Raw genomic sequence first — 24,819 nt, 5'->3', positions numbered from 1 at the left:
CACACGCTCTTTAGTCGAGCTTGATGTTGGCGGCCTTCACCACGCTCGCCCAGCGGGCGCGCTCCTTGGCGAAGAACTGGTCTTGTTCGGCGGGGGTCATGGTCACCACTTCGGCGCCCTGGCCGGCCAGGCGCGAGCGGATTTCGGGTGCGCGAATGGCGGTGATGAGCGCCTTGTTGAGCTTTTGCACCACGGCATCCGGCGTGCCGCGTGGCAGCAAAATGCCCTGCCAGGTGCCTGACTCGAAGCCGGTCACGCCCTGTTCGGCGATGGTGGGCACGTCGCCGATCAGCGGCATGCGGGTGGCCTTGGACACGCCCAGCACCTTGAGCTTGCCGCTCTGCACGTGGGGCAGGGTGGCCAGCATGCCGTTCATGAGGATCTGGGTCTGGCCGGCCACGGTGTCCTGGATGGCGGTGACGCCGCCCTTGTAGGGGATGTACTGCCAGCGCGCACCGGCGGCGCGCTCCAGCGCCACGCCGGCCACGTGCGGGGCGCTGCCGGTGGCGGTGACGGCAAAGTTCAGGTCGTTCTTCTTCGAATACGCCACCAGCTCCTTGAGGTTGTTCACCGGCACGGAGGGGTGCACCACCAGCAGGTGGGGCGAGTAGGCCAGCATGGTCACGCCACGCAGATCCTTGGACGGGTCGAACGACAGCTTGGTGTAGACCGAGGGGCTGATGGCCAGCGCTCCCACGTCGCACAGCAGCATGGTGTAGCCGTCCGGCTCGGCCTTGGCCACAAAGTCGGCACCCAGGTTGCCGTTGGCGCCGGGCTTGTTTTCGACGATGACCGACTGCTTGAGCGCCTCAGACAGCGACTGGCTGATCGAGCGCGCAATGATGTCCGAGCTGCCGCCGGGCGGGTAAGGCACAACGATGCGCAGCGTCTTGGCAGGCCACTCGGCGGTCTGGGCGGTGGCAGAGGCGGCTGCCAGGGCGGCGGTGCAGGCCAGCAGGATGGCGCGGCGGTTCAAGGTCATGGAATGTCTCCGTTGCTAAACTTGTTGTTAGTCATCGTACAACTAAGGCGGGAGGAAATCAACCAAGGCGTTGAAAAAGGCTTCGATACGGCCAAAAAATTAGGGTAATCACTGAGTTTTTTGCGCTGATCTAGTCATCTCCACAGAGGGGAAATCAAATTTTAGAGATCCGAAAAAACCTCGGGTAATCCCTTTGTACAGAGCAGTGCCGGTCGCGCCACAATGTCGCTCTAGTTGTATGACAACATATCTCCAGTCGGCGGTATGACGCTCCGCTACCCAGTGCGCGGTGCCAAAGACAACAACCAGATATCCCGCAGACCAGCCACTGGCCGCGGGCCCGCCATCAAAAAAAAAGGGGAGCCAAATGAACGCTGTACCGCATGCCCGCCGCAGGGCCGCACAACTCGCACTGGCAGTCGCCGCGGCGCTGGCCACACCCGGCGCGTGGGCGGCCACCTGGGTGTATGTCTCCAACGCCGACAGCCAGGACGTGTCGGTGTTCGAGCTCGATCGAAACGCTGCGGCGCTCAAGCCGGTGGACACCACCGCGCTGGGCGGCATGGCGATGCCCATGGCGGTCAGCCCAGACAAGAAGGTGCTGTACGTGGCACTGCGCTCGCAGCCGTTTCGGGTGGTGAGCCTGGCGATCGACCCCGCCAGCGGCAAGCTGCGCAAGCTGGGCGAGGCGCCGCTGGCCGACAGCATGGCCAATATCGATACCGATGCCACGGGGCGCTGGCTGTTTGCGGCGTCTTACCCGGGCCACAAGATTACAGTCAACAGCATTGGCAAGGATGGGGCCGTGGGCGCCGTGCAGCAGCTCATCCCCACGGCGCCCAACGCGCACGCCATCCATGCCGATGCCACCAACCGCAATGTGTTTGCCACCAGCCTGGGCGGCGACAACCTGTCAGCCTGGCGCTTCGATGCCGAGACCGGCAAGCTCTCTGCCAACGAGCCCGCACTCACCGCAGTGACGCCCGAAAAATCGGGACCGCGCCATTTCGTGTGGGATAAGGGGCAGCGCTTTGTTTATTTGCTGAACGAACTGGACGCCTCCGTCCACGTGATGGCTTATGACGCAACGCGCGGCACGCTGCGCGCGGTGCAGCGCACCACAGCGTTGCCGGCCGGCTTTACCGGCAAGCCCTGGGCGGCCGACATCCACCTGTCGCCCGACGGCCGCACGTTGTACGCGTCCGAACGCACCTCCAGCACGCTCAGCAGCTTCCGCGTCGATGCGGCCACGGGCCAGCTGCAGCCCCTGGGCCAGGTGCCGACTGAAAAATCTCCGCGCGGTTTTGCAGTGGATTCGTCGGGCCGCTTCCTGATCGCGGCGGGGCAGGAGTCCCACCAAGTTTCGTTGCACCCCATCGACCCCGCCACCGGCATCCTGGGTACCCCCACACGCGTGCCCGCGGGCAAGAACCCCAACTGGATCGAGATCGTGGACCTGCCTTGAATCTATGCGCTCCCGCTTCCTACTTCCCTCACAAACATTTATTCCCAGGAGACACCCCATGCAACGCAGAACCCTCATCCACACAGCGGTCCTTGCCGCCGCCGTGGGCTTCATTGGCCTGCCAGCCGCCGCGCAGGGCACCTGGCCCACGGGCAAGCCCATCAGCTACGTGGTGCCGTTTGCCGCTGGCGGCACCACCGACACGCTCGGCCGCCTGATCGGCCAGCAGCTGGGCACCGCCCTGGGAACCACCGTGGTGGTCGAGAACAAGGGTGGCGCGGCCGGCAGCATTGGGTCCGAAGCCGCAGCGCGCGCCGCACCCGATGGCTACACGCTGCTGGGCGGCACCGTGAGCTCGCACGCCATCAACATCAGCCTGTACCCCAAGCTGGGCTACGACCCCATCAAGTCCTTCACACCCGTCACGCTGATCGGCACCAACCCCGTGGTGCTGGTGGTGGCTGCCAACAGCCCGCACAAGACCCTCAAGGACGTGCTGGCTGCGGCCCAGGCCAAGAAGGACGGCGGCCTGTCTTCTGCATCGGCAGGTACCGGCAGCTCGCAGCATCTGGCCGTGGAACTGCTGGCCTACAAGTCGGGCGTGAAGTTCACGCACATTCCGTACAAAGGCAGCGGTCCCGCCATCCAGGACGTGATCAGCGGCCAGGTGGACATGATGTTCGACACCACCGTGGTCGCTGCACCGCACATCCAGAGCGGCAAGCTGCGCGCCATTGCCGTCACCTCGCCCAAGCGCCTGGCCTCCATGCCCGATGTGGCCACGGTGGCCGAGTCCGGCGTGAACGGCCTGGCCGACTTCCAGGTGCAGTCGTGGCAGGCGATTTTTGTGCCGGCCAACACGCCCACGCCGGTGGTCACGCGCCTGCATGACGAGATCCGCAAGATCCTCGCCCAGCCCGACATGCAAAACCGCCTGAAGGGCTTTGGCATGGAGCCGGCCGACATGAACACGGCGCAGATTTCCGCCTTCCAGAAAGCCGAAGTGGAGAAGTGGGCGCAAGTGATCAAGGCGGCCAACATCAAGGCTGAATAAGTTTTCCTTTGTCAGGGATTTGGCGGGATGGCCTTTGCGGGCTGTCCCGCTTTTTTTTTGGCTGCCGCGTCACTGTCAGCCTTGCGCACGTGGGGTCAGCACGAACCCCAGATGCTGCCCCGTGAGCAACAGAAACATCGCAAACACCGGCCCTTGCATGTTGCGCTCGTCGCTCGTGCTCTCCAGCGCCTGCCAGGTGCGCGACTGCACACCGCCCCGGCTGCCCGTCTGCAGCGGGTAACCCATCAGCTCCGCCGCCTGCGCCTGGCTGAGCCCGGCGGCAACACGCGCTGCCTTGAGCTGATCGCCCGTGGGGATGGGCATCTCGAGGGGGATGGGGGTGAGGGCGGTCATGGGATGTTCGAGTGTTAAAAAAACGGGTTGAAATTGAATTGCTACTAAATATGTAGCAATAAGTGCAATAGGAATAAGCGCTAGGGCCTATTTTTATTCAAATTCTCGCCGCAAGAGTGCTCGCGTGTCATGCTGGTGGCGCCGCGCGCGCCCGGCTGGGCAAGCCGGCAAAGGTCCCATAGCCAGTCCTAGAATCTCCAGACATAAAAAAGATGCCGCATCTTGGGGGATGGAATGAGTTACACGCTGCAGCTCTGGGAGAAACCGGCCGACTGGCCCTGGCCCGCCACCAAGGCCGAAGCCGATGCGCAATTTGAGCGCGTGTTCGACGGCTCGCCAGGGGTCCAGAACCCGAAGTTTCTCGTCTGGGGCCGGGCAATGCACGCGCGCTACCCTGAAACCATGGAGGTCTGGCTCGACGGGAGCGAAGACGGCGTTACCGATGACCCCACGCTGGGCTTTGGCATCAACATGCATTCCGACCACGTGGCCGCAGCGTTCGACCACGCTTGGGAGCAGGCCACCCTGCTGGGCCTGAACCTGTACGACCCGCAAAGCGGCGTGCACTACCTGGGCAATGGCGACGTGCCCGAGGAGCCCGACCTGCAGGTGGAGCGCGCAGTGCGTGCGCGCAAGGCGGGCGACGACGCCGCAGCCTGGACCGAGTACCGCCGCCACGCCGCGCGCGGCAACCCGCACGCCATCTACGCCATGGGCCGCGCGCTGCGGTTTGGCACCCTGGGCCAGCGCCGGCACTTTGACCTGGCGGCAGTGCTGCAACTGATGGGGGCGCCCGACGCGCAGAAAAAGCTTGATGCCCAGGGCTTTTATGACAGGTTTCCGGACGAGGCCAAGGGCCGCATTCAGACCTTGATGGCGCGGTTGAAGTCGGCATCGGGCGAGCTGCTGCTGCAGATCATCGACAGCGAACGCAAGGCCGTGGACGACGCCTTTGTCCAGTTTTCGCAAATGGCGCTGTACAGCCGCAAACGTATTGAAGCTGCTGACGGCCTGGAGGCCGCCGCCACGCAGGGCCACGAAATCGCGGCGTATGAACACGCCCTGGAGGCGGTCACCGGCTGGGAAGTGCCCAACTACGAAAGCGCCCGCTACTGGGCCCAGCGCGCCGCCGACTGGGACTACGAGCCGGCCAAGCGCCTGCTGGCGGTGATGTACGAGCGGGGCTGGGGTGGCGCAGTGAACGCCGAAGAGGCCGCCAAGTGGAGCGCCGCCGCGCTGGTGCAGCGGCAGCAAGAGGAAAAGAAGCAGCAGCAGGCGCAAGAGGGCGGCTCGCCGGGGGGCCTCAGCCTGGCGCCGCTAGCGCCCACCCGCGGGTCGCCAGACTCGGCGGGCGGGCCCATGGTGTGGACAGGCTCCATCCGCCGCGACCTGGTGGGCTGGTACGCGCGCGAAGGCCACCCCGAAGCCGCCTACGAGATGGGCTTGGCCTGCCACCACGGCCGGCACGGCAGCCCGGTGAACCCGGCCGAGGCCCGCGCCTGGTACGCGCAGGCGGCCGAAGCCGGCCACGGCAACGCGACGTACAACCTGGCCGTTTTTATCGAAGACGGCGCGGGTGGCCCCAAGGACGCGTTGGTAGCCAAGGCGCTTTTCATGTTGGCAAACACACGGGGCGCCACGCTGCGCGCGGACGACCTGCGCATTGCGCCGGCAGAGCAGTGCCCGTTGCGCGCACTGGTGTCGGCCCTGCGCGAGCCGGGCCGGTTGCGCGCCGTGCTGCAGCAGCGCGGGCTGGAGATCAGGGTGGGAGGGCGGGACGCAGCTGCAACCACGGTGGGGATGGCGGCCGGGGTAGCAGCAGCCGGAATTTCCGCATCGGAATGGGGCAGGGCCGGGGGCGCAGCGCAGGCCACAGCGCCCACAGCGCCGGCCCCAAAGAGCCCAGCCGCTGTGCGATCGCGCAACCCGGTCAACAAGAATGACGACCAGGACAGCGGCATCGAAGACGATGACCGCGCCCCAGTGCGCAGCCGCGCGACTTCTCAAACCTCTTTCTCGCTGCACCTCGGCCACGTCGCGCTGGCCGTTGGTGTTGCCAACGCGGTGCTGCTGATTGCTTTCGTCAAGCCCGGTTCGAGCTTTCGCATGGGCATGTTCATCCTGGGGCTGGTGGCCGCGTACGGCGCCTGGCGCACCGCGCGCGACTTCGACTGGTCGCCCGTTGCGCGGGCTGTGGTGGCGGTGCTGGCGGCCGTCCCGTTGGTGGGCATGGCGGTGTGCCTGGGCTTGCTGTTCAAGGCGATGCGCGAGCGGGACTGACGGACGATCCATCCTCCACGCTTCCGCAGCCGCTAGCGGATGGCAATCAGGCCGCGACCTCGTGCCCCAGCATCTGCGCGATGTACGACTCGGGCTGGATGTTGGTGTAGTTGGGGATGTCGGCCGTCAGCTCGGCCGCGGTCTGCCTGGCGGCGGACTGGGCCTGCTTCAGGTCTGCAAAGAACGCATTCGTCAGCGCCACCACCTGGCCGGGGCGCGGCTCGCCGGGGTAGAGCACGCGGTCGCTCTCCAGCCGCACCAGGCCGAGCGGCTGCAGCGCGGCGCGGGCAATGCGCATGTGCTCACCGTGGTAGTAGTCGTGGTCGAACGTGGCGCCCTCGCGCCAGCGGTACAGGGCCGTGATCTTGATCATGCAGGGTGTCTCCAATAAAGGGCCGCCGCGATGGCCGCCATGGGTCCGCACGGTAAGCGCGCACAGCCTGCGCCTGCAGCCTCCTGCGCGACACCTCAACGGAGCAAGGGGCGTACTCATAGCTGCCACCACAGTGAGAGTTCGGTCAGGCGGTAGCGCAGTGTTCCCTGCAAGACGCGCGGCCGTAAGACTGATGCCCCTCCTCAGGGGGTTACTCTTCTTCGCCCAGAAATCCACCGCTCTGGTGCCCCCACAGCCGCGCGTACACGCCGCCCTGCGCCAGCAGCTGCGCATGCGTGCCTTCCTCCACGATGGCACCGGCGTCCAGCACGATCAGCCGGTCCATGGCCGCGATGGTCGACAGCCGGTGCGCAATGGCGATCACGGTCTTGCCCTGCATGAGACTGTCCAGGCTGCGCTGGATGGCAGCTTCGACCTCGGAGTCGAGCGCGCTGGTGGCCTCGTCGAGCAGCAGGATGGGCGCGTCCTTGAGCATCACGCGCGCAATCGCCACGCGCTGGCGCTGCCCGCCCGAGAGCTTGACGCCCCGCTCGCCCACCTGCGCGTCGTAGCCGGACCGGCCCTGCAGATCGCTCAGGTTGTCGATGAACTCCGAAGCCTCGGCGCGGCGCGCGGCGGCGTGCATTTCTTCCTCGGTCGCGTCGGGCCGACCGTACAGGATGTTGTCACGCATCGAGCGGTGCAGCAGCGAGGTGTCTTGCGTCACCATGCCGATGTTGCGGCGCAGGCTGTCTTGCGTGACGTGGGCAATGTCCTGTCCGTCGATCAGTACCCGGCCTGAGCGCACGTCATGAAAACGCAGCAGCAGGTTGACCAGCGTGGACTTGCCCGCGCCCGAACGGCCGATGAGGCCGATCTTTTCGCCCGCGCGGATGGTGAGATTCAGCTGGTCGATGAACGGACGTCCGTTGCCGTAGGCAAAGCTCACGTTCTCAAAACGCACCTCGCCCTGCGTGACGTGCAGTGGCTGCGCGTCTGGGGCGTCGACCACGGTGCGGGGCTTCGTCAGCGTGTTGATGCCGTCCTGGATGGTGCCCACGCTCTCGAACAGCGTGGTCATCTCCCACATCACCCAGTGGGCATGGCCCGAGACCCGCAGCGTCATTGCAATGACGGCGGCCACAGCGCCTGCGCCCACCTCGCCCAGCGACCAGAGCCACAGCGCGGTGCCGCAGGCGCCCAGGATCATGCCCACCACCAGCATCTGGTTCACGATCTCGAACCGGCTCACCAGCCGCATCTGCGCGTAGCCGGTGAGCTTGAAAGCATCCATGGCGGCGCGCGCGAATTCGGACTCGCGCCGCGTGTGCGAGAAGAGCTTGACGGTGGCGATGTTGGTGTAGGCGTCGGTGATGCGCCCGGTCATCACCGAACGCGCATCGGCCTGCGCCTTGCCGACCTTGCCCAGGCGCGGCACAAAGTACCAGCACGCCAGGCCGTAGGCCACGATCCACACCGCAAACGGCACGATCAGCCGCGCATCAAACCCGGCGAGCAACACCAGGATGGTGACGAGGTAGATACCCATGCCGATCACCACGTCGGTGGTGGTGAAGATCATGTCGCGCACCGCCAGCGCCGTCTGCATGATCTTGGTGGTGATGCGGCCGGCAAACTCGTCGGCATAAAACGCCATGCTCTGGCCGAGCATCAGACGGTGAAAGTTCCAGCGCAGGCGCAGCGGAAAGTTGATGGCCAGCACCTGGTGCTTGATGCAGGTCTGCACCGACACCAGCAGCAATGAGCCCAGCAGCAGCGCCACGACGGCCACGATGGAGCCCTTGCGCTCGGCCCACAGCGCGGCAGGCGCCACGGTAGAGAGCCAGTCAATGACACGGCCCAGCACCGCAAACAACAGGGCCTCGAACACCGCGATGGCTGCGGAGAGCGCCGCCATGGCGACCACGTAGCCGCGCAGGCCACGCGTGCCGTCCCACACAAAGGCCATGAAGTCCTTCGGGGGCAGGTGGGGTTCGGCGGGGGGGTAGGCGGGAAGTCGGCTTTCGAAAAACTTGAACACGTAGCAAGGCTCCTCTTTACCCGATGGTAGGGGGCGGGAACGTTGAGGGTCTGTCAGCGGTGGGCTTGACCGCGGCTTCTGTAGGTGAACCCGCCGGCCCCCTGCCTGCGGTGGTGTTTCCATGCTCAGTCGCTGACGTCATCTTTTGCGGGTTTTGACGCGCTGTCATTCTGCTGACGAACTGACGCGAGTTCACCCCGTGCGCCCTGTCGGCTAGCGTGGCAAGAAGATCGGGATCGCTTCTTTGGGCGGCACGCCAGACGTTGAGCGCGGCACTTCGCTGGGAAGCACTCTCTTTGCGGGCGAAAGAACTCGACTCATCACTTATGTTGATGCTCAGCAACGATATTTATCGTTTTTATTTGTGTTTCTGTTTGCCTACAGTTTGATCGTCATCAACGCTTCAACAGACATTCCCATGACTTCCGCGATCCTCTCCCAAGCCAGCCACCTCTCGTCCCCCATCCCTTTTCACCTAGCGTTTCCAGTCCGCGACCTGGCGGAGGCGCGGGCATTTTATGGAGAACTGCTCGGTTGCCCGGAAGGCCGCAGCTCGGACGCGTGGATTGATTTCAATTTCTTCGGGCACCAGATCGTTGCGCATTTGGCGCCTGACGAATGCGGGCATCGGAGCCATAGCGCGGTGGATGGCCACGACGTTCCAGTGCGGCACTTCGGTGCGGTCGTGCCCATGGACCTTTGGCAAGCCATGGCGGACAAGCTGACAGCACGCGGCACCGATTTCGTTATCAAGCCGTACATCCGGTTCAAGGGAGAGCCCGGCGAGCAGGCGACCATGTTCTTCCTGGATCCATCGGGCAACGCGGTGGAGATGAAGTCCTTCGCGGACCTGGGCTCCCTGTTCGCTAAATAAGGAGGCACCATGCAACTCCCCCGCATTCACGCACTCGCATCCGCTGTCGCTCTGGTTCTGAGCATGGGGAACGCGGCTGCCCAGGTCGATACTCTCAAGTCCATCAAGGAATCAGGGAAGCTGGTGATCGGCGTTCGTGACGCGTCAGGCGCCATGTCTTTCACGCTAGGACCAGGCCAGTACACGGGCTTCCATGTGGAGATTTGCGAGCGCATTGCGGCCGATATCAAGGCCGCCGCCAAGCTCGACAAGCTCAACGTGACGTACCAGTTGGTGACCCCACAAAACCGCATTGCATTGGTGCGCAACGGCACTGTGCATCTGGAGTGCGGCACCACCACCAACAACGCGGCGCGTCAGCAGGATGTTGCCTTTGCGCCGACGCTGTTTGTCGAGGGGGTCCGTATTGCAGTCAAGGCGTCTTCACCCATTGCCGGGACCTCCCAGCTCGAAGGCAAGACGGTGGCCGCAACGACCGGTAGCACGGCCGTACAGGCGGTGCGCAAGATTGGAAAGGATGCAGGGGGGAAAGTAACGGAGCTGCTGGGCAAGGACAACAGCGAAGGATTTCTGCTGCTGGAGACGGGTCGTGCGGACGCGTTTGTCGCCGATGGCCAGATCCTCGCGACGCTGATCTCCCGCAGTCGCGAGCCCGCGCAATACAAGATCCTTGAACCCGTTCTCAGCGTGGAGCCCATCGCCATCATGATTCCCAAGGACGATCCTGCTTTCAAGGCTGTCGTCGACAAAAGCGTGATCGCGCTCGCCAAAAGTGGAGAAGTTTCGCGCCTGTACGACAAGTGGTTCATGCAGCCCATACCGCCCCAGGGCATCAAAGTAGGACTGCCCGCCAATGCCCAGACCAAGGCCGCCTGGGCCAATCCTTCCGACAAGCCGATGGAGGATTACGCCCCGCGCTGATGTGCAGGGAATGCGGTCTCCCTCGACGTTGCACATCCTGGGCAGCGGTGCCGAATCGCAGGTTTCACGACCGGGCACGGCGCCCGGTTTTCTTGCGCAGTGGGGGTGCCCGCCCTGTCCCTGGGGCTTGCGTCTGCACCTCGGCGGCTTGCCGAAGGCATTCGGAAAAAAGAGCTACTGCGGGCGTACTGGCGCGTGGACGGCGCTGCAGCAGACCGATCTCGCGGTAGAAGGTTTTCGCGCCCAGGGTCAGCACGCGCACATTGGGGGGCAGGGGCTGGTGTGCCTCCACCAGGGGCACTAGCGCTACACCCAGTCCCTTGGCCACCATGTGGATCAACGCAGGTATCTCATCCGCCTCGACGGCGTCGTGGACGGCCAGGCCTTCATGGCGCAAAAACCTCTCCACCATCCGCCCACCAAAAGACGTGCGCTCGTACCGCAGGAAAGGCTGATCCTGCACCAGCGCGCGCCAGTCTGTGCCCTTTACGTCCGCCGCCACCAACAGCACGAAGGGCTCGCGAATCAGAGATTGCCAGGTGAGGTCCGGCAGCATCCCAAACGGCGGGCGAATGATGACGGCCGCGTCGATCTTCCCTGCATCAAGCTCGTCCATGAGCTTCATGGAGACGCCCGGCACCACATGCACACGCAGCTGCGGATGTTCACCGCGCAATAACGCCAAAGCCCGGGCGAGCAAGGTGGGCTGAACCGAAGCGATGGCGCCGATGCGCAGCAGGCCAGTCGCGATTCCCTCACTCGGCAGTTCCGCCAGCTTGGCGTACAGGGCGTGGATCTCCTCGGCACGCACCAACGTGGCCTGTCCGGCCGCATTGAGAGTGGCAGAGCGGCCGGTGCGGTCGAACAGTTCAAATCCCAGCGTCTCCTCCAGTCGCTTGATCTGGCTGCTGACTGCCGATTGCGAGAGGCCGATGCGATCGCCGGCTGCGGCAAAGGTGCCATGGCGGCAGACGGCGATAAAGGTCTTCAGTTCGCTGAGCATGGGTCTATCCGATCAATCCTTCCCTAGCGCCCGGCCCTGGCGTGACCTGACGGCACTGCGAGTCAATTATTGACCGCAGCTTGGACCCTCCAACGAATTACCCCAGACATCGGGTCCTATCTGACCCGTTGCACCGACAGCAACCATTTTGACGGGCCTCGCCGTTCAGTCATTCAACGGCTGTTGCGCCACCAGCAGGACTGGATACCTTTTGAAGTTACTTGCCAAGGTGACCTTTAAGTTCTTGGGATGCCTGTGCAATCGCGCTGCGGGGCGCCGGCAGATGGCTGAACGCGTTGGTCAGCCCAAAATCGTGAATCATTCCGTTGTAGCGCACCGACTTCACCTTCACGCCCGCAGCGTCGAGTTTGCGGCCGTAGGCCTCGGCTTCATCGCGCAGGACATCGAATTCGGCAGTCTGGATGAGCGTTGGCGGCAAGCCCTTGAGTTGCTCGGCGGTCGCCTGCAGCGGCGAAGCGTAGATGTGCTTGCGCGCATTGGCGTCGGTCGTGTAGTTGTTCCAGAACCACTCCATCAGGTCTTTCGTCAGAAAGTACCCGTTGGCAAACTGTTTGTATGACTGCGTGTCAAAGTTTGCGTCGGTCACCGGACACAACAGCACTTGTGATCGCAGCGCAGGCGCGCCTCTCTCGTTCGCCATCAAGGCAACCACCGCGGCCAGGTTGCCGCCCGCACTGTTGCCGGCTACGGCAAGGCGCTTGCCGTCGACTTTGATCTCCTTGCCATGTTCGGCCACCCATTTGGTCGCGGCATACGCCTGGTCGATGGCCACGCCGTATCCAGCTTCAGGCGACAGTGTGTAGTTGACGAAGACCGCCACCGCGCCCGAGCCAGACACCAAGTCACGGACTAGCCGCTCGTGGGTTGGGAAGTCGCCCAGCACCCAGCCGCCGCCGTGGAAGTACATGAACGCGGGCAGGGTCTTTTGTTTGGTGCCAGCCGGGCGCACGATGGTCAGCTTCAGGTCGCTGCCATTGAAGCGGATCGTCTTCTCGCTCACATCAGCCGCCGCCAATGCCACCTTGGTGCCGGACTGCGCCCCCACCAGCGCGGCGCGGGCCTCGACCGGCGTCATGGAATCGAGCGTCTTGCCACCTTCGAGCGACTGCAAGAATTTCGCTGTGGTGTGTTCCATCCCGGGCAGGATGGCGGCAGACGCTTCACCCATCGACAGGGCGAGGGCGGAAACGGCGAGGGCGGAGGTGATGGTTTTCATAGTGTTTTCTTTTTTGTGAGGGCGCGTGAAGCAAAGCTGGAACCGGCGTCCCGACCTAGTACGGTTGCGTAAATGGGATAGCTGTCACGGCCTGGTGGTGGTACAGGCATGGGAAAACGCGGTCGACAAAAGCCAGATGGGAACGCGTCAAGGCGTGGCGGACCGCGGTCGGCGACGGCCGTGCGTCATTCCCCCACGCGGCGCGCCCGCCGTTTTCGTGCCGAGCAGCCGAATGACTGGGGCGTTGGATTGGCTGCGCAGATTGCTGTTAAGGCGCGGCGTGCGTGTGGAAAATCTTGCTGACCACCGTCCACTTGCCATCGACCTTCAGCAGATGGAAAAAATCGGTGAAGGAGATGCCCGACATGCCATTGGCGTCGATCCGGGCGCTTGCTGCTGTACCAACGATCTCAATGCGGGTGATCGCGGCCTCGGCATCAGGAGACGGGCGGAAATCCTTGTCGACACCTTCAAACAGAATTGGAATCGCGCCGCCGGTCAGCTTGCCATCGGGGCCGACGCTGTACATCGTCGCCTGGGCATTGAAAGCGGACTTCATGATGCTGCTCTTGGCTTGCTTGCATCCCTCGGTGTACTTGTTGAGCATCTCGGAAATGGCTTGGTAATCCTGCACGTAGGTAGGCTTGCTCATGGTGTTTCCTTGGTGGGTTGGGAGACGGGTTAACGGGTCTGCGGCGAGGGTCGTTGTGCCCATGCCGATAGCCATTGCCGAAAAAATAAAGGTTTTGATGAAAGTGTTTTTCACTTGATTAATCCTGCTGGAAGTTGAATTCGATTGCAGATTCCGTGAGACCGTCAAAAGCAGGCATGGGGCCTACTGACAACTTTTGCTTCATGAAATATTGATTAGTGATTGGAATATGCGCTGGAGCCGCAAGGCCGATTGCAAAACCGGCGTCCCAATGGGACATTGGTTCGGCAACCTGCCGATTTAGTCTGCGAGCGCAGGCCAGTCCGTATAACCTTCGGCGCCGTTGCCGTAATACGTGTCGCGCGGAGCTACGGCCAATTCAACGCCTTCTTTCAACCGGCGTACCAGATCTGGATTTGCAATGAAGGGGCGACCAAATGCCACTGCGTCGACCTTGCGTTCTGCGCGGCGATTCACCGCGAGCTGGAAGTCGTAGTTGTTGTTGCCGATATAGGGGCCTTTGAAAACTGCACGCAATGCGTCGAGGTCCACCCCGTCGGGCACCGACCGCGATGTGGCCGTCGCGCCCTCAACAAAATGCAGGTATGCCAGTTCGAAACGATTGAGTTGCTCAATCAAGTGGCCATAGGTCTCCATGACCTGGCTGTCTAGCGGCGTGTTGCCTGCGTCCGGTGTCACAGGGGAAAGCCGAATGCCGACCCGATCGTGTCCCCACACCCCCACGACTGCCTCAACGACTTCCAGCGTGAGCCGGCTGCGATTTTCGACGGAGCCGCCGTATTCGTCGTCACGCTGATTGGTCGAGTCGCGCAGGAATTGGTCAAGCAAATAGCTGTTTGCCGAATGCACTTCCACACCATCGAAGCCGGCGCGTTGTGCACATTCGGCGGCGTGCCGGTACTGCTGGATGATGCCGGGGATCTCCCGCGTTTCCAGGGCCCGCGGCATCGAGACATCCAGCATTCCCTTTTCGGTATAGGTTTGCCCTTTTGCCCGTATCTCCGACGGTGCCACCGGAGCGGCCCCGTCCGGCTGCAGATCCACATGGGAGAAACGACCTACGTGCCACAACTGGCACACGATCAGGCCACCCGTTGCGTGCACAGCGTCGGTCACTTTTTTCCAGCCGGCTACCTGTTCTTCCGTCCAAATGCCGGGGGTCAATGCGTAGCCCCGTCCTTGGGCGGAGATATTGGTCGCCTCGCTGATGATCAGACCGGCGCTGGCCCGCTGTGCGTAATAGCGGGCATGCATTTCATTGGGTATGCCATCGGGGCCCATGCGGCTGCGCGTCAACGGTGCCATAACAACGCGGTTTGCTAGCGTCAATGCCCCCATCGTCACTGGCGAAAAAAGGTCATTGGAAGAGCTGCTAAACGTCATTTTTCTATACCCCTTCGGCAACTAAGTTGCGTGGCAAATTTGTGGAATGCCAGAAGTATGGAGGCCGGTGATAATGACGTAAATAGTCACTCGTCGACATACAGTATGAACAAGAAAGTCACAATGGGACGGGATTTGCAGGGCGGACGCACCGCGGTAGAGCTCGCCTCCCCGCCAGTGCATTTGCCAGGACTGTTGACGTTTGAGGCTGTGGCCAGGCATATGAACTTTGCCCGGGCGGCAGCCGAATTGGGCGTTACGCCCACGGCGGTGTCACGAACCATCAAGACGGTGGAAGCCCAGTTGAATGTGCGGCTCTTTAACCGTACGACTCGCAGCGTGAGCCTGACCGAGGCTGGAGCAACGCTGAATTCAAAATTGGCGCCAGCACTCGCGCTGATTAGAAACTCGCTGTCAGAAACCTTGCTGGCGACCGATCAGCCTTCTGGCACCGTGCGGATCAACACTTCATACGTCGCTTACCGTATGTTGATCGAACCCCATATTGAAGCCTTTCTTGCGAGTTTTCCGTTGATCCATGTCGAGATATCACTGGACAACCTGCTGAGCGATATCGTTAATGCTGGTTTTGATGTCGGCATACGCATGGGCAAAAGAGTTCAGAACGACATGGTGGCCAAGCAGCTGGGGCCGGTCCAAAGAAGAATCGTTATAGCCGCCCCGACTTATTTTCATGGGCGCAATGAACCCAAGTCCCTCGACGATTTACTGAAACACGACTGTATTCGGCAACGCTACTCCGTGGGAGGCCGGTGGTTTGAGTGGAATTTCGATGCCAATGGCCAAGTGGTTCAAATCGATATTCATGGACGGCTCATATTTGACGAAATGAGGTCTGTCGTGGATGCCGCCGTCCAAGGTCATGGCATCGGATTTGTGTTCAGGGATTTCGCGAAGCAAGAGCTGTCTAGCGGCCAGTTGCGACATATATTGAAGCAGCACAGTGGGCTGGATGACGCGTTTCATCTTTATTACCCGCACCGGGTGCACATGCCCGGAAAGCTTCGTGCATTCATTGATTTCATGCTGGATGCCAACGCACCGTAACGGTCTTGTTGATTGAGCCTCACTGCGGCTCGGCAAGCTTTCGTAAAACCTGCGCGGCGCGTCGGCACTGAGGCAAGTGTGTCTACTGGACATGCGGGCATGGACCGCTGGCCCAACTGAGCAGGGCTCCTCGGCTCGTGCAGGTGAACCCAGTGGCGTCCAAACAGTGGCGCTCGTTCTTGCGTCGACGGCAACTGCTGGGTTTCACACGCCGTCCATCCACTACGGAAACCGCTCCAGCAAAAAATCCACAAAACTGCGCAGCTTGGGCGAGCGGTAGCGGTCCGGCGGATACACCACGCTCATGGGCCGGCTCGGGAGTTCGTAGTCGGCAAACAGCTGCACCAGGCGGCCTGCGCGCACATCGTCTTCGAGCAGGATGGCCGGCTGCAGGAGGATGCCCAGGCCGTGCAGCGCGGCCACCCGCAGCGCCTGGCCGTTGTTCACCTGCAGACGCCCCGACACCGGCACGCGGCACACGCCGCTGTCGTCCGCCAAGCTCCATGGCGTCAGTGCGGATGGCGTGAACGCCAGGCAATCGTGGCCCGTCAGATCGGCAGGCCGCTGCGGTGTGCCACGGCGGGCGAGGTACGCGGGAGCCGCGCAGACCATCAACCGGTACGGCATCAGCGGCCGGGCGATCAGCGCGGAATCGGGCAGGGGGCCGATGCGGATGGCGGCTTCAAACCCTTCCTCCAGCAAGTCCACCACGCGGTCGTTGAGCACCACATCGACGCTGACCTCGGGGTAGCGGTCGAGGTAGGTGGACAGCGCGGGCATCAACGCCTCGGCGCCGAAGGTGACCGGCGCGCTGATGCGCAGCTTTCCGGCCGGGGCCAATTGCTGGTTTTGCGCCAGCGCGTCAGTCTCGGCCACCAGCCGCAGGATCTCCTTGCAGCGCGCGTAGTAGTCCTCGCCAAAGGCCGTCAGGTGCTGGCGCCGGGTAGTGCGGTGCAGCAGTTGCATACCAAGCCGCTTCTCCAGCGTGCGCAGGTGGTTGCCCGCCATGGTGGCCGAGATCCCTGTGGCCACAGCGGCCGCGCTGAGGCTGCCTTTCTCCACCGCCAACACGTAGACCCGCATGCTGTCGAGCATGTCCATTTGCAATTCCTGATTTCAAATGATCGAAGTGGTTGGCAGTTTATCTGGATTGGATGGTGAATCACACTGACGCGGCAGGTGCAGCCCCGCTGGTTGCCCGCTCCATTTTTCTCCGTTCCAACCTTTTTCAGGACCTGTCACCCATGAAAGCCATCCAGCTCACCGCACCCTCACTCACCGCCTTCAAGGTAACCCAGCTGCCCGATCCCGAACCTGCGCGTGGCGAGGTGGTGGTGCGCCTGCGGGCGGCCTCGCTCAACTTTCTGGACGTGGTCATTGCCACGGGCGGGTTCCCCGTGGCGGGCTTCCCCATGGTGCCTGTGGCCGATGGTGCAGGGGAAGTGGCCGCGCTGGGCGAGGGCGTGACCGGCGTTGCCATAGGCGACCGGGTGGTCCCGCACTTCATGCCCGGCTGGCTGGGTGGCGCCATCACGCCGGGCCATGTGGCGGCCTTGCGCGGCGTGACGCTGCCAGGCTCCCTGGCCGAATACGTAGCCGTGCCGGCGGCCAGCCTGGTGCCGCTGCCGCCGCACCTCGACTTTGTGCAGGGTGCCGCGCTGCCGATTGCGGCCACCACGGCGTGGAATGCGGTGCGTTCGGCGTCGGCACGCCCGGGCTCCGTGGTGGTGCTGCTGGGTACGGGTGGCGTCAGCATCTTTGCGCTGCAGTTTGCCAAGGCCAGCGGTGCCACCGTGATCCTGGCCTCGTCGTCCGACGACAAGCTGGAGCGTGCGCGCCAGCTGGGCGCAGACCACCTCATCAACTACCGCGCCACGCCCGCATGGGATGAGGAAGTGCTGCGGATCACCAACGGGCGCGGCGCCGACCTGGTGGTGGAGACCGTGGGTGCCGCCACGCTGCCGCGCTCACTGACCGCCGCGGCCTTCGGTGGCACGGTGTTCACGGTCGGGTTCATTACGGGGTCGGTCGCGTCCATCGACATGCTGCCGGTCATCGTGAAGGCGCTGCGCATCGTGGGCAACAACACGGGCTCGGTGGCCGACCTGGCGCAGGCTGCGCAGGCCATTGCAGCCCACCGCATCGTCCCGGCCATCGACCGCGTATTTGGCATCGACGAAACGCAGGCCGCGTATGCCGAGCTGAGCGCTGGCGGGCGGCACTTTGGCAAACTGGCCATCGTGCATTGAGGGGGAGGCGGGCTGCGCTGTGCGGGGTTGCGCCCCGCGCTTCCCATTACTCTTCAATAGCGTATTGGTTGCGCCCAGCCTCCTTGGCGCAATACAGGGCCTTGTCGGCGCGCGCCAGCAGGTCCTCTGCGGTGACGGGGCCCTGCGTGTGCACTGACACGCCAATGCTGGTGGTGACGTGCAGGGACAGCCCCTCCACCAAGAACGGCTTGGCAAACTGCGCCAGCACTTTCTGCACGACCGGCTGCGCCTCGGCAGCGCTGCGCAACGATTCCAGCACCACCACAAACTCGTCGCCGGCCAGCCGCGCCACGGTGTCGGTGGCCCGCACGGCGGTCACCAGCCGCGCGGCCACCTCCTTGAGCACCGCGTCCCCGGTCGCATGCCCGAATCGGTCGTTGATGGCCTTGAAGCGGTCCACATCGAGAAACAGCAGCGCCAGCACGTCGTGGGTGCGCTGCGCCCGCGCCAGCGCTTCGGCCAGCTTCTCGTTGAAGGCGTAGCGGTTGGCCAAGCCCGTCAGCGGGTCATTGCGTGCCAGGACACCCAGCTGGCGCTCAACGCTCTTGAGGCGCGAGACATCGGTGCTGATCGTGTAGATGCCCAGCACCTTGCCGTCGGGCGCCAGATCGGGGATGTATTCGGTCTGCAGGGAGCGGCGGATGCCCAGCGCCTGCGACTCCACCTCGAACGCCACCCGTTGGCCCGCCAGCGCCTGCTCCAAAAACGGACGCCGCTCCGCGTACAGCATCGGGCCGATCACATCGAGCAGGGTTCGCCCCAGCACGCTGTCGGGATCCACACCCTGCCAGGCGTGGAACGTCGCATTGAGGAAGGTGAGGTGCTGTTCGGAGTCGATGTACGAAATCAGGGCCGGCAAGTTGTCGGTGATGTCGCGCAGGCGTTTTTCGCTGCGCCGGGCACGCTCTTCCGACTGGCGGCGTTCGGTCACGTCAAAAGACACCGAATAAAAGCCTTGCACTGTGCCGTCGGCATGCAGTTGCGGCACGTAGTTCTGCTGAAAGCAGTGGGTCTTTCCGTTCAGCACCGAGGTGCTTTCAAACGTGACCTGTTCACCCGCCAGAACGCGGTCGATGTAGGGCTGCAGCTGCCGGTGGTCCTGGCCGCCCCTGATATCAAGCACTGTCTTTCCCAGCATCTCTTCGCGGGTCATGCGGTACACGGCGGCGCACTGCGGGTTGACGAACGTCAGGCGCTCATTCCGGTCGAACACAGAGATCATCGCCGGCACGTTGTCGGTGATGTCGCGCAGGCGCTGCTCGCTCAGGGCCAGCCGGGCCTCGGCAGCGCGCCGCTCGCTGATGTCGCGTGCAAACGCGTTGGCGCTGTAGCCGTTGTGATCCTGCAGCACCGCCACGGCCAACTCCACCGGGATCTCGCGGCCGTCGGCATGCAGTGCCATCACCTCCAGGCGCTGGTTGACCACCGGGCCTTCACCGGTCCGCAGAAAATGCGCGAACCCGGCGTGGTGCGCCGCCCGCTGGCTCGCGGGGATGACGAGGCGTGCCATGTCCTTGCCAATGGCCTGGTCCCGAGGCCAGCCAAACGTGCGCTCGGCCGCCGCGTTCCAGTCGGTGATCTTGCCGTGCACGTCCATGGCAATGAAGGCGTCGTTGGAGTTTTCAAGGATGACGCGGGTTCTGCGCTGCTCGTGCATGACTTGCTGAAGCAAGGGCCGCACGCGCACCAGCAGCGCGCCCGTGCCGGCAGTTACCAGCGCCACCAGCAACAGGCCCAACATGCGTATCTGTGCGCGCACGGGCTCAAACAGCGTTTGCACATCGGACTTCACCACAAAACCCAGTCCGTACCGCGCCACCGGCGCAAAGGCTGCCACCACCTCGACATCGCGAAGGTCCTGCACCATGCTCACGCCTGTCTCCCCAGCCACGGCACGGTTGGCCGGCAGGTTGAGCTCGCCGGCAGCATTGAACATGGGCACCTTGAAGGGCTGGGCGTAGAACCGGGAAGGAGCGCACAAGGCGTGGGCGCCGTCAAGGCTGCAGATCAGCGCGTCCGCGCTGTCGTTGCTGGCGCGGATGGCGTTGAGCAGGGCGTCGAAAATCGGCAGCCGCTGCTCGGTCAGCACCCGGCCCACCAGCTGCCCCGCCACACGCACCTCCGACGCGGCAGCCAGCACGTAGCCGTCCTGCCAGAGCAGTCGGGCGCTGGGCTGCGCGACCGTGAGCGGATGCACCGACGCGGCATTGCCCCCGAGCAGCGTACCGGCGGATGCGATCAAGCTTCCGTCAACGGCCTCGAACCGCACTCCATCGGCACCCGTGGCGACGAAGTGGTTTGCCAACCCAAGCAGGGCCTGCCGCACCGCCGCGTCGAGGGGGTCGCGCGCCATCCTCGAAAGGCCTTCCTGCACTGCGGGTCGGTCGGCAATGGTGCGGGGCACCCACAAAGCCATGTCCAGCGTATTGGCAAGCGAGGTGGCGTTGGTGGTGGCCGACAACAGCGTGCTGTCGGTCACCGATTTTTCGAGCGTGTCGCGGAGCACGGCAAAGCCGGCCAAGCCCGAACTCAGCGCCACCAGGGTCAGGATGGCGATCGAACGGGTGGCGATCAGCACGCCATGTTTGTCGGTGGAGCGTTGCGTTTTTTCGAAAATCCGGTCCCGCAGCAGCCACAGCACCACGCTCAGAAGGCTCAGCGCGGCGGCCGTGGACGGCAGCATCCGGTTGAGGTCGGCGACCTTGTACAGCGCTTTCAGGTGCAGCATGTGTCCCACCAACGCCGCCACGCTGATCGCCATGGCTGCCCCGGTCCACGCGGCGATGGCCCACAGCCTGGCCGTGCGCTTGCCGCCGATGGCGCGCCGCAGCAGCGCCAGCGCAATACCCCAGCACATCAGCGCTATGCAGGCATTGGGTGAAATACGCCCTGGGTGCGAAGCACTGTGGCCCGCCGCGGCATCGGTGCGGACAAGGTCCAGCCCAAGGTCCAGTCCGAGCACATGCTGCAGCAGCACGAGGGCCGGGACGGCCACCACGATAGCCTCGCCCAGCAAGGCCACGTGGTCCACCCAGCGGGGGCGGCGTCCTTCAAAGGCCAGCAGCAGGCAGCAGATGCTGGCAACCACCACCAGCAACGGTGCCATCACGCCATTGCGGGCCTGCCACGGCACAAAAGGGCGGGACCACGCCGGGTCCAACGCGCCCTGCAGGAACGCGCCGAAGGCCACCACCAGCATCAACGAGGCGATGAGTTTCGCGACGAGGTGTTTGTGCGGTGTCATGGTGGTCTGCACTGGTGGCGCGCGGCAGCGGAATCCTTCAGACCAACAGCGTCACCGCGATGGTGGCCACGCCCAGCGCAAGGTTGACGGCAACCCAGGTGCGGATGGCAGCCAATGCCTGGCCGCCCGCGGGCCAGTCGGATGCGGCCACGGCGCGCTGCAGCCGCTTGAACAGCGCAAAGCGGATGTGGCCAAAGATGGCCATCATCACCAGGCCCAGCGTGGCCATCAGCGTCCAGTCCAGCGGCATGGCGAAGGATCCGCCCGCTTGCACGGCTTGCTTCGCCACGCGGCCGATCATCCACAGGCCGCTGGCCAGCACCACCACCACTGCGACCGTCACCGCGGCCAGAAAACGCTGAAGTACGTCGTGCATCAATCGGATGCGCTGCGGCGGCTCCAGCGACTGGGCGGCGGGGCGCAAAAAGAAATGGGTAAAGACCATGCCGCCGATCCACACGATGAGGGACAGGAGGTGGGCGAGCTTGAGGGCGTTGTAGAGCATGGGGTGCGTGGGTGTGGGGCGAAAGAAGTCAGAGACTGCGGGCGGTGAAGCCTGCGTGTGGATTGTGCCGCGCCAATTTGATTTCGCACTGCTCCAGCACCCGTGGCTGCAGGCCGTCACAAGGCCCGGCGTCCCTGCCGGTCTCAGCGGGGCCGCGGGCCCGGATCACCCGCTTCGCGCTGCGGCCGGTCTGCCCGCCTCCAGCGGCTTGCTCCCGCGAGCAGCACCGCCAGCACCATCACGCCCCACACCGCGACATAACACCACTCATCGGGTCCGTGGCGGCCCATGCTCTCCAGGCCGATGGAGGCCTCCAGCCACGACCAGAAGGGGTGCAGCAGCACCGTGATGGCGAACGCGACCGGCATTGCCAATGCCATGGCAAAGCAAGCGACAGCCAGCCCGCGCACCACGGCCCAGCCAGAGCGAGAGGGCGGCCGGGGTGGGGCGGGCCCCTCGGACCGCGTCATGCCCCCACCACGCCCCGCGGCGCAGCCGTGCGCACCTGGTTGCCGCCGTGTTTTTTGGACAGGTACATCGCCTCGTCCGCGTGCGTGAGCAAATGGTGCTCGTCCGCGCCATGGTCGGGGTAGACCGCCACACCGATGCTGGGCTGGACGGCCAGCGCTTGCCCGTTCAGGTCAAAGGCTTCATCAAACGCCGACAGGATCTTGCCGGCCACAGCGGTGGCGTGGTCGCTCGCATGGCCGCCCTCCAGCAGCACCACAAACTCATCGCCGCCGATCCGCGCCACCGTGTCGGAGCCCCGCACGCAGGCCTGCAGGCGCTGCGCCACACGCTGCAGCAGCAGATCGCCCATCGCGTGGCCGAGGGTGTCGTTCACTTGCTTGAACCGGTCCAGGTCAATGAACAGCAACGACAGCAGGCTCTGGTCCCGCCGCGCACGCGCCAGCGCGGTGCGCAAGCGGTCGAGGAACAGCTGGCGATTGGGCAGCTGTGTGAGCTGGTCGTACTGGGCCATGCGCTCGAGCCGCTCGTGCAGCTGCTTGCGTTCGATGGCGGCCGCCACCTGGATGGACACGAACTGCAGCAGTTCCTTGTCCTTGTCGGTGTAGCGCCCCTGTTCGCCATCGCTTTGCAGCACCAGCGCGCCCAGCACGCCGCGCTGGGTGGTCAGAGGCACCGCCAGCCAGTACAGCGGGGCGCCGCACGCGGGTTCATGCCCATGCAGCTCGCCACGCGTCTCGGGCGTGATGAGCTGCGTGGTGCTGTTCTCAATGACTTCGCGGCACAGCCGGATCTGCTCGGCCGAGATGGGCAGGGGCGCCGCCGAATGTGCGCGCTGGCCGGGATGCGCGTGGTACGGAAAGCTCAGCGTGCCGCTGTCGACGTCGTGCAGCGCCACCGAAAAGTGGGCCGCGTGCAGCAGCCGGTCGATGATGGCGTGGATGCGCTGGAACAGCGAGTCCAGCGTTTGCGCCGTGTGGGCGGCCTCCGAGATCTCGTAGATCGCCGCATGCATGAATTCATTGAGCTTGCGCTCGGTGATGTCGTGCGCTACGGCCAAGCGCACCTGGAGGTCGGGCAGCCAGCGCGCCGTCCAGCGGATGTGCGCGAGCGAGCCGTCCTTGCGCACATAGCGGTTCTCAAAATGCAGCTGCAACTGCCCGTCCATCACCTGCTGCGCCTGTTGCCGGGTGCTCGGCAAGTCCTCGGGGTGCACCAGGTCCAGCATGCGGCGCCCCACGGCTTCTTCGGGCGCATAGCCAAAGATGCGTTCGAACGCCGGGCTGACAAAAACAATGGTGCTGTCCGGCTGCACGATGCAGACCGCGTCCAGCAGCAGATCGACGATGTTCGCGGAAGGGATGCTTTGCATTGGCAGGCCGTACGTACCCTGTGGGGGAGAAGCCCATTGTGCAATGGCGCGCGGCGGGCGTTGTGCCAGGTGCACCAACGTGACGGGGGCGTGTGCTGGCCTGACGTGTGCCGGCCTGGCCCCAACGGGCGGCCGTTTGGCAAGCTGCCGTGTTGCGTGCAGTGATGTTTACTATCAATTGAGTAGCAATTGGTGCTTATGGAATAAGCGCTAGGGCCATTTTTTATTCAAGTTTTTCATGGGCACCGCCGCACGCTGCGTGTGCGCCAGCTTCCTCAAGCTCGGCGAAACGCGCCACAGGGTCGGATACTCCTCCAGGACGCTCCTTGCGCAGTGCGGTCACCACCTTGTGCATGCTGGCACGGCGCTTGCGCCAGTACGGGCATTCATCTTCGAGTGAGCACTAGAGAGAGCAAACCGCCATAGCCGGACTTGGATGGAGCCGACTCAAAACAGGCTGAGCTGCGTGCTGGAGCGGTCGGGCGCAGCGGGCTGCAGTGGCCACCGGCCAATGGCCTCGTAGCTGTAGCGTTCGCTTTGGCCACCCACGACCAGCAAAAGCTCGCCGATAGTCCAGGCGATCGGGTCCATCCTGGTGGGCCCTAGCCGCGTTGGCGCTCGATAGCTGATTGTGCTGTGCGGCGTGTGGCCCGACGATGTCGCCAGCCCTTCGTCATTCAGTGCCTGTTGAACGGCCGCGAGCAAGGCGTTGAAGCAGGGAGTCCTTCCGCGCGCTCGGAATGCCCAGTGGATAGTCTCGTGACCCTGCTCTTTGTGCACTTGGTCTCGAATCCGATTGAGCTCCAAAGTGCAGGCCTGCGCTCTGACTTGCTCCCCTGCTCGCAACATCTTGTGGCGCGTTGCCGGTGTGTCTGCATAGCGGTCCGACAGGGTCTGGTGCCAGTTGTCCTCGGGCGACAGGTTGCTGTTCTGCAGACCATTGCGTGCAATGGCCATCCGCATCGCCGCCGTTACGTCAGGCGACGGCTGGGCCATAAAGATCAGGCGGGGGCCTTTCATCGCTTTGACTCCGTCTCACGACGCTGGCCGCCAAAAAACCTGGCGCGAGGCGCTGCAGGACGCCGCGGGCTTCTGAGATCGCAACCTCCTGGGTCGCGTTCAGTCGGCAAGTCACAGGTCCTTTGGCACATGTCCCATTTTGGCGGCGGATGGCGTGTGAGAGTTCACGTGAAGCGGTCTTGGCGCTGGAGTGGGGACATGAACCGCAGCCGGTCTGCTCAGCACCCAGTGG

The 24,819-nt window shown here is 64.0% G+C and carries 21 protein-coding genes; 7 read left to right on the top strand and 14 right to left on the bottom strand.

All coding sequences use genetic code 11. The features are described 5' to 3' along the window. Positions 1–10: 10 nt before the first annotated feature. Complete coding sequence (locus ACSQ3Q_RS12890) at positions 11–982, bottom strand: Bug family tripartite tricarboxylate transporter substrate binding protein (RefSeq protein WP_436134767.1); 972 nt, start codon at positions 980–982, stop codon at positions 11–13. 367 nt (positions 983–1,349) lie between these two features. Here ACSQ3Q_RS12890 and ACSQ3Q_RS12885 point away from each other — a divergent pair, with 367 nt between their 5' ends. Then, positions 1,350–2,447, top strand: coding sequence for a lactonase family protein (locus ACSQ3Q_RS12885; protein ID WP_436134766.1), 1,098 nt, complete (start codon positions 1,350–1,352; stop codon positions 2,445–2,447). Between the two features lie 58 nt (positions 2,448–2,505). Then, positions 2,506–3,501, top strand: a complete 996-nt coding sequence (locus ACSQ3Q_RS12880; RefSeq protein ID WP_436134765.1) for a Bug family tripartite tricarboxylate transporter substrate binding protein — start codon at positions 2,506–2,508, stop codon at positions 3,499–3,501. Between the two features lie 75 nt (positions 3,502–3,576). On the opposite strand, the gene ACSQ3Q_RS12875 is transcribed toward ACSQ3Q_RS12880, so the two are convergent. Further along, positions 3,577–3,855, bottom strand: a complete 279-nt coding sequence (locus ACSQ3Q_RS12875) for a helix-turn-helix domain-containing protein (RefSeq protein WP_436134764.1) — start codon at positions 3,853–3,855, stop codon at positions 3,577–3,579. A 234-nt stretch (positions 3,856–4,089) separates the two neighbouring features. On the opposite strand from ACSQ3Q_RS12875, the gene ACSQ3Q_RS12870 reads away from it, so the two are divergent. Next, positions 4,090–6,135, top strand: coding sequence for a tetratricopeptide repeat protein (locus tag ACSQ3Q_RS12870; RefSeq protein ID WP_436134763.1), 2,046 nt, complete (start codon positions 4,090–4,092; stop codon positions 6,133–6,135). A gap of 46 nt (positions 6,136–6,181) precedes the next feature. Here ACSQ3Q_RS12870 and ACSQ3Q_RS12865 read toward each other — a convergent pair whose 3' ends face one another. Together ACSQ3Q_RS12865 and ACSQ3Q_RS12860 are read right to left on the bottom strand one after the other, a co-directional pair. Further along, on the bottom strand, positions 6,182–6,508 hold the full coding sequence (locus ACSQ3Q_RS12865; RefSeq protein WP_436134762.1) for an EthD family reductase: 327 nt from the start codon (positions 6,506–6,508) through the stop codon (positions 6,182–6,184). 211 nt (positions 6,509–6,719) lie between these two features. Further along, positions 6,720–8,549, bottom strand: a complete 1,830-nt coding sequence (locus tag ACSQ3Q_RS12860) for an ABC transporter ATP-binding protein (protein WP_436134761.1) — start codon at positions 8,547–8,549, stop codon at positions 6,720–6,722. Between the two features lie 418 nt (positions 8,550–8,967). On the opposite strand from ACSQ3Q_RS12860, the gene ACSQ3Q_RS12855 reads away from it, so the two are divergent. Further along, positions 8,968–9,423, top strand: coding sequence for a VOC family protein (locus tag ACSQ3Q_RS12855; RefSeq protein ID WP_436134760.1), 456 nt, complete (start codon positions 8,968–8,970; stop codon positions 9,421–9,423). Positions 9,424–9,432: 9 nt separating this feature from the next. After that, on the top strand, positions 9,433–10,344 hold the full coding sequence (locus tag ACSQ3Q_RS12850; RefSeq protein ID WP_436134759.1) for an amino acid ABC transporter substrate-binding protein: 912 nt from the start codon (positions 9,433–9,435) through the stop codon (positions 10,342–10,344). A 64-nt stretch (positions 10,345–10,408) separates the two neighbouring features. On the opposite strand, the gene ACSQ3Q_RS12845 is transcribed toward ACSQ3Q_RS12850, so the two are convergent. The 4 genes from ACSQ3Q_RS12845 to ACSQ3Q_RS12830 all read right to left on the bottom strand — a co-directional run bounded on the left by ACSQ3Q_RS12845 (position 10,409) and on the right by ACSQ3Q_RS12830 (position 14,640). Beyond that, on the bottom strand, positions 10,409–11,347 hold the full coding sequence (locus tag ACSQ3Q_RS12845) for a LysR family transcriptional regulator (protein ID WP_436134758.1): 939 nt from the start codon (positions 11,345–11,347) through the stop codon (positions 10,409–10,411). A 217-nt stretch (positions 11,348–11,564) separates the two neighbouring features. After that, on the bottom strand, positions 11,565–12,584 hold the full coding sequence (locus tag ACSQ3Q_RS12840) for an alpha/beta hydrolase (protein ID WP_436134757.1): 1,020 nt from the start codon (positions 12,582–12,584) through the stop codon (positions 11,565–11,567). Between the two features lie 268 nt (positions 12,585–12,852). Further along, a complete protein-coding gene (locus ACSQ3Q_RS12835) occupies positions 12,853–13,236 on the bottom strand; it encodes a nuclear transport factor 2 family protein (RefSeq protein WP_436134756.1) in 384 nt (127 codons plus the stop codon). Positions 13,237–13,536: 300 nt separating this feature from the next. Beyond that, positions 13,537–14,640: an alkene reductase gene (locus ACSQ3Q_RS12830; protein WP_436134755.1), complete on the bottom strand. Its 1,104-nt coding sequence runs from the start codon at positions 14,638–14,640 to the stop codon at positions 13,537–13,539. Positions 14,641–14,745: 105 nt separating this feature from the next. On the opposite strand from ACSQ3Q_RS12830, the gene ACSQ3Q_RS12825 reads away from it, so the two are divergent. Further along, positions 14,746–15,708 carry a LysR family transcriptional regulator gene (locus tag ACSQ3Q_RS12825; protein WP_436134754.1) on the top strand — a complete coding sequence of 321 codons (963 nt, stop codon included), beginning with the start codon at positions 14,746–14,748 and terminating at the stop codon, positions 15,706–15,708. A gap of 222 nt (positions 15,709–15,930) precedes the next feature. Here the strand turns inward: ACSQ3Q_RS12825 and ACSQ3Q_RS12820 are convergent, their stop codons facing one another. Next, complete coding sequence (locus ACSQ3Q_RS12820; RefSeq protein WP_436134753.1) at positions 15,931–16,809, bottom strand: LysR family transcriptional regulator; 879 nt, start codon at positions 16,807–16,809, stop codon at positions 15,931–15,933. Positions 16,810–16,952: 143 nt separating this feature from the next. On the opposite strand from ACSQ3Q_RS12820, the gene ACSQ3Q_RS12815 reads away from it, so the two are divergent. After that, positions 16,953–17,957, top strand: a complete 1,005-nt coding sequence (locus ACSQ3Q_RS12815; protein ID WP_436134752.1) for a zinc-dependent alcohol dehydrogenase family protein — start codon at positions 16,953–16,955, stop codon at positions 17,955–17,957. 46 nt (positions 17,958–18,003) lie between these two features. On the opposite strand, the gene ACSQ3Q_RS12810 is transcribed toward ACSQ3Q_RS12815, so the two are convergent. From ACSQ3Q_RS12810 to ACSQ3Q_RS12790, 5 genes are all read right to left on the bottom strand, one after another. Continuing rightward, a complete protein-coding gene (locus tag ACSQ3Q_RS12810) occupies positions 18,004–21,222 on the bottom strand; it encodes a PAS domain S-box protein (RefSeq protein ID WP_436134751.1) in 3,219 nt (1,072 codons plus the stop codon). A gap of 37 nt (positions 21,223–21,259) precedes the next feature. Continuing rightward, a complete protein-coding gene (locus ACSQ3Q_RS12805; protein WP_436134750.1) occupies positions 21,260–21,727 on the bottom strand; it encodes a CopD family protein in 468 nt (155 codons plus the stop codon). A 143-nt stretch (positions 21,728–21,870) separates the two neighbouring features. Beyond that, positions 21,871–22,107 carry a hypothetical protein gene (locus tag ACSQ3Q_RS12800; protein WP_436134749.1) on the bottom strand — a complete coding sequence of 79 codons (237 nt, stop codon included), beginning with the start codon at positions 22,105–22,107 and terminating at the stop codon, positions 21,871–21,873. An 86-nt stretch (positions 22,108–22,193) separates the two neighbouring features. Continuing rightward, a complete protein-coding gene (locus ACSQ3Q_RS12795; RefSeq protein WP_436134748.1) occupies positions 22,194–23,567 on the bottom strand; it encodes a diguanylate cyclase domain-containing protein in 1,374 nt (457 codons plus the stop codon). Positions 23,568–24,014: 447 nt separating this feature from the next. Further along, positions 24,015–24,587, bottom strand: a complete 573-nt coding sequence (locus tag ACSQ3Q_RS12790; protein WP_436134747.1) for a hypothetical protein — start codon at positions 24,585–24,587, stop codon at positions 24,015–24,017. Between the last annotated feature and the right edge of the window lie 232 nt (positions 24,588–24,819).

Origin of the sequence: Acidovorax sp. LjRoot129 (assembly GCF_964253765.1) — a bacterium.
In the GTDB taxonomy this organism is placed as follows: Bacteria; Pseudomonadota; Gammaproteobacteria; order Burkholderiales; family Burkholderiaceae_C; genus Acidovorax.
Note: the sequence above shows the minus strand (reverse complement) of the source record. Positions and strands in the feature narration are given on the sequence as shown.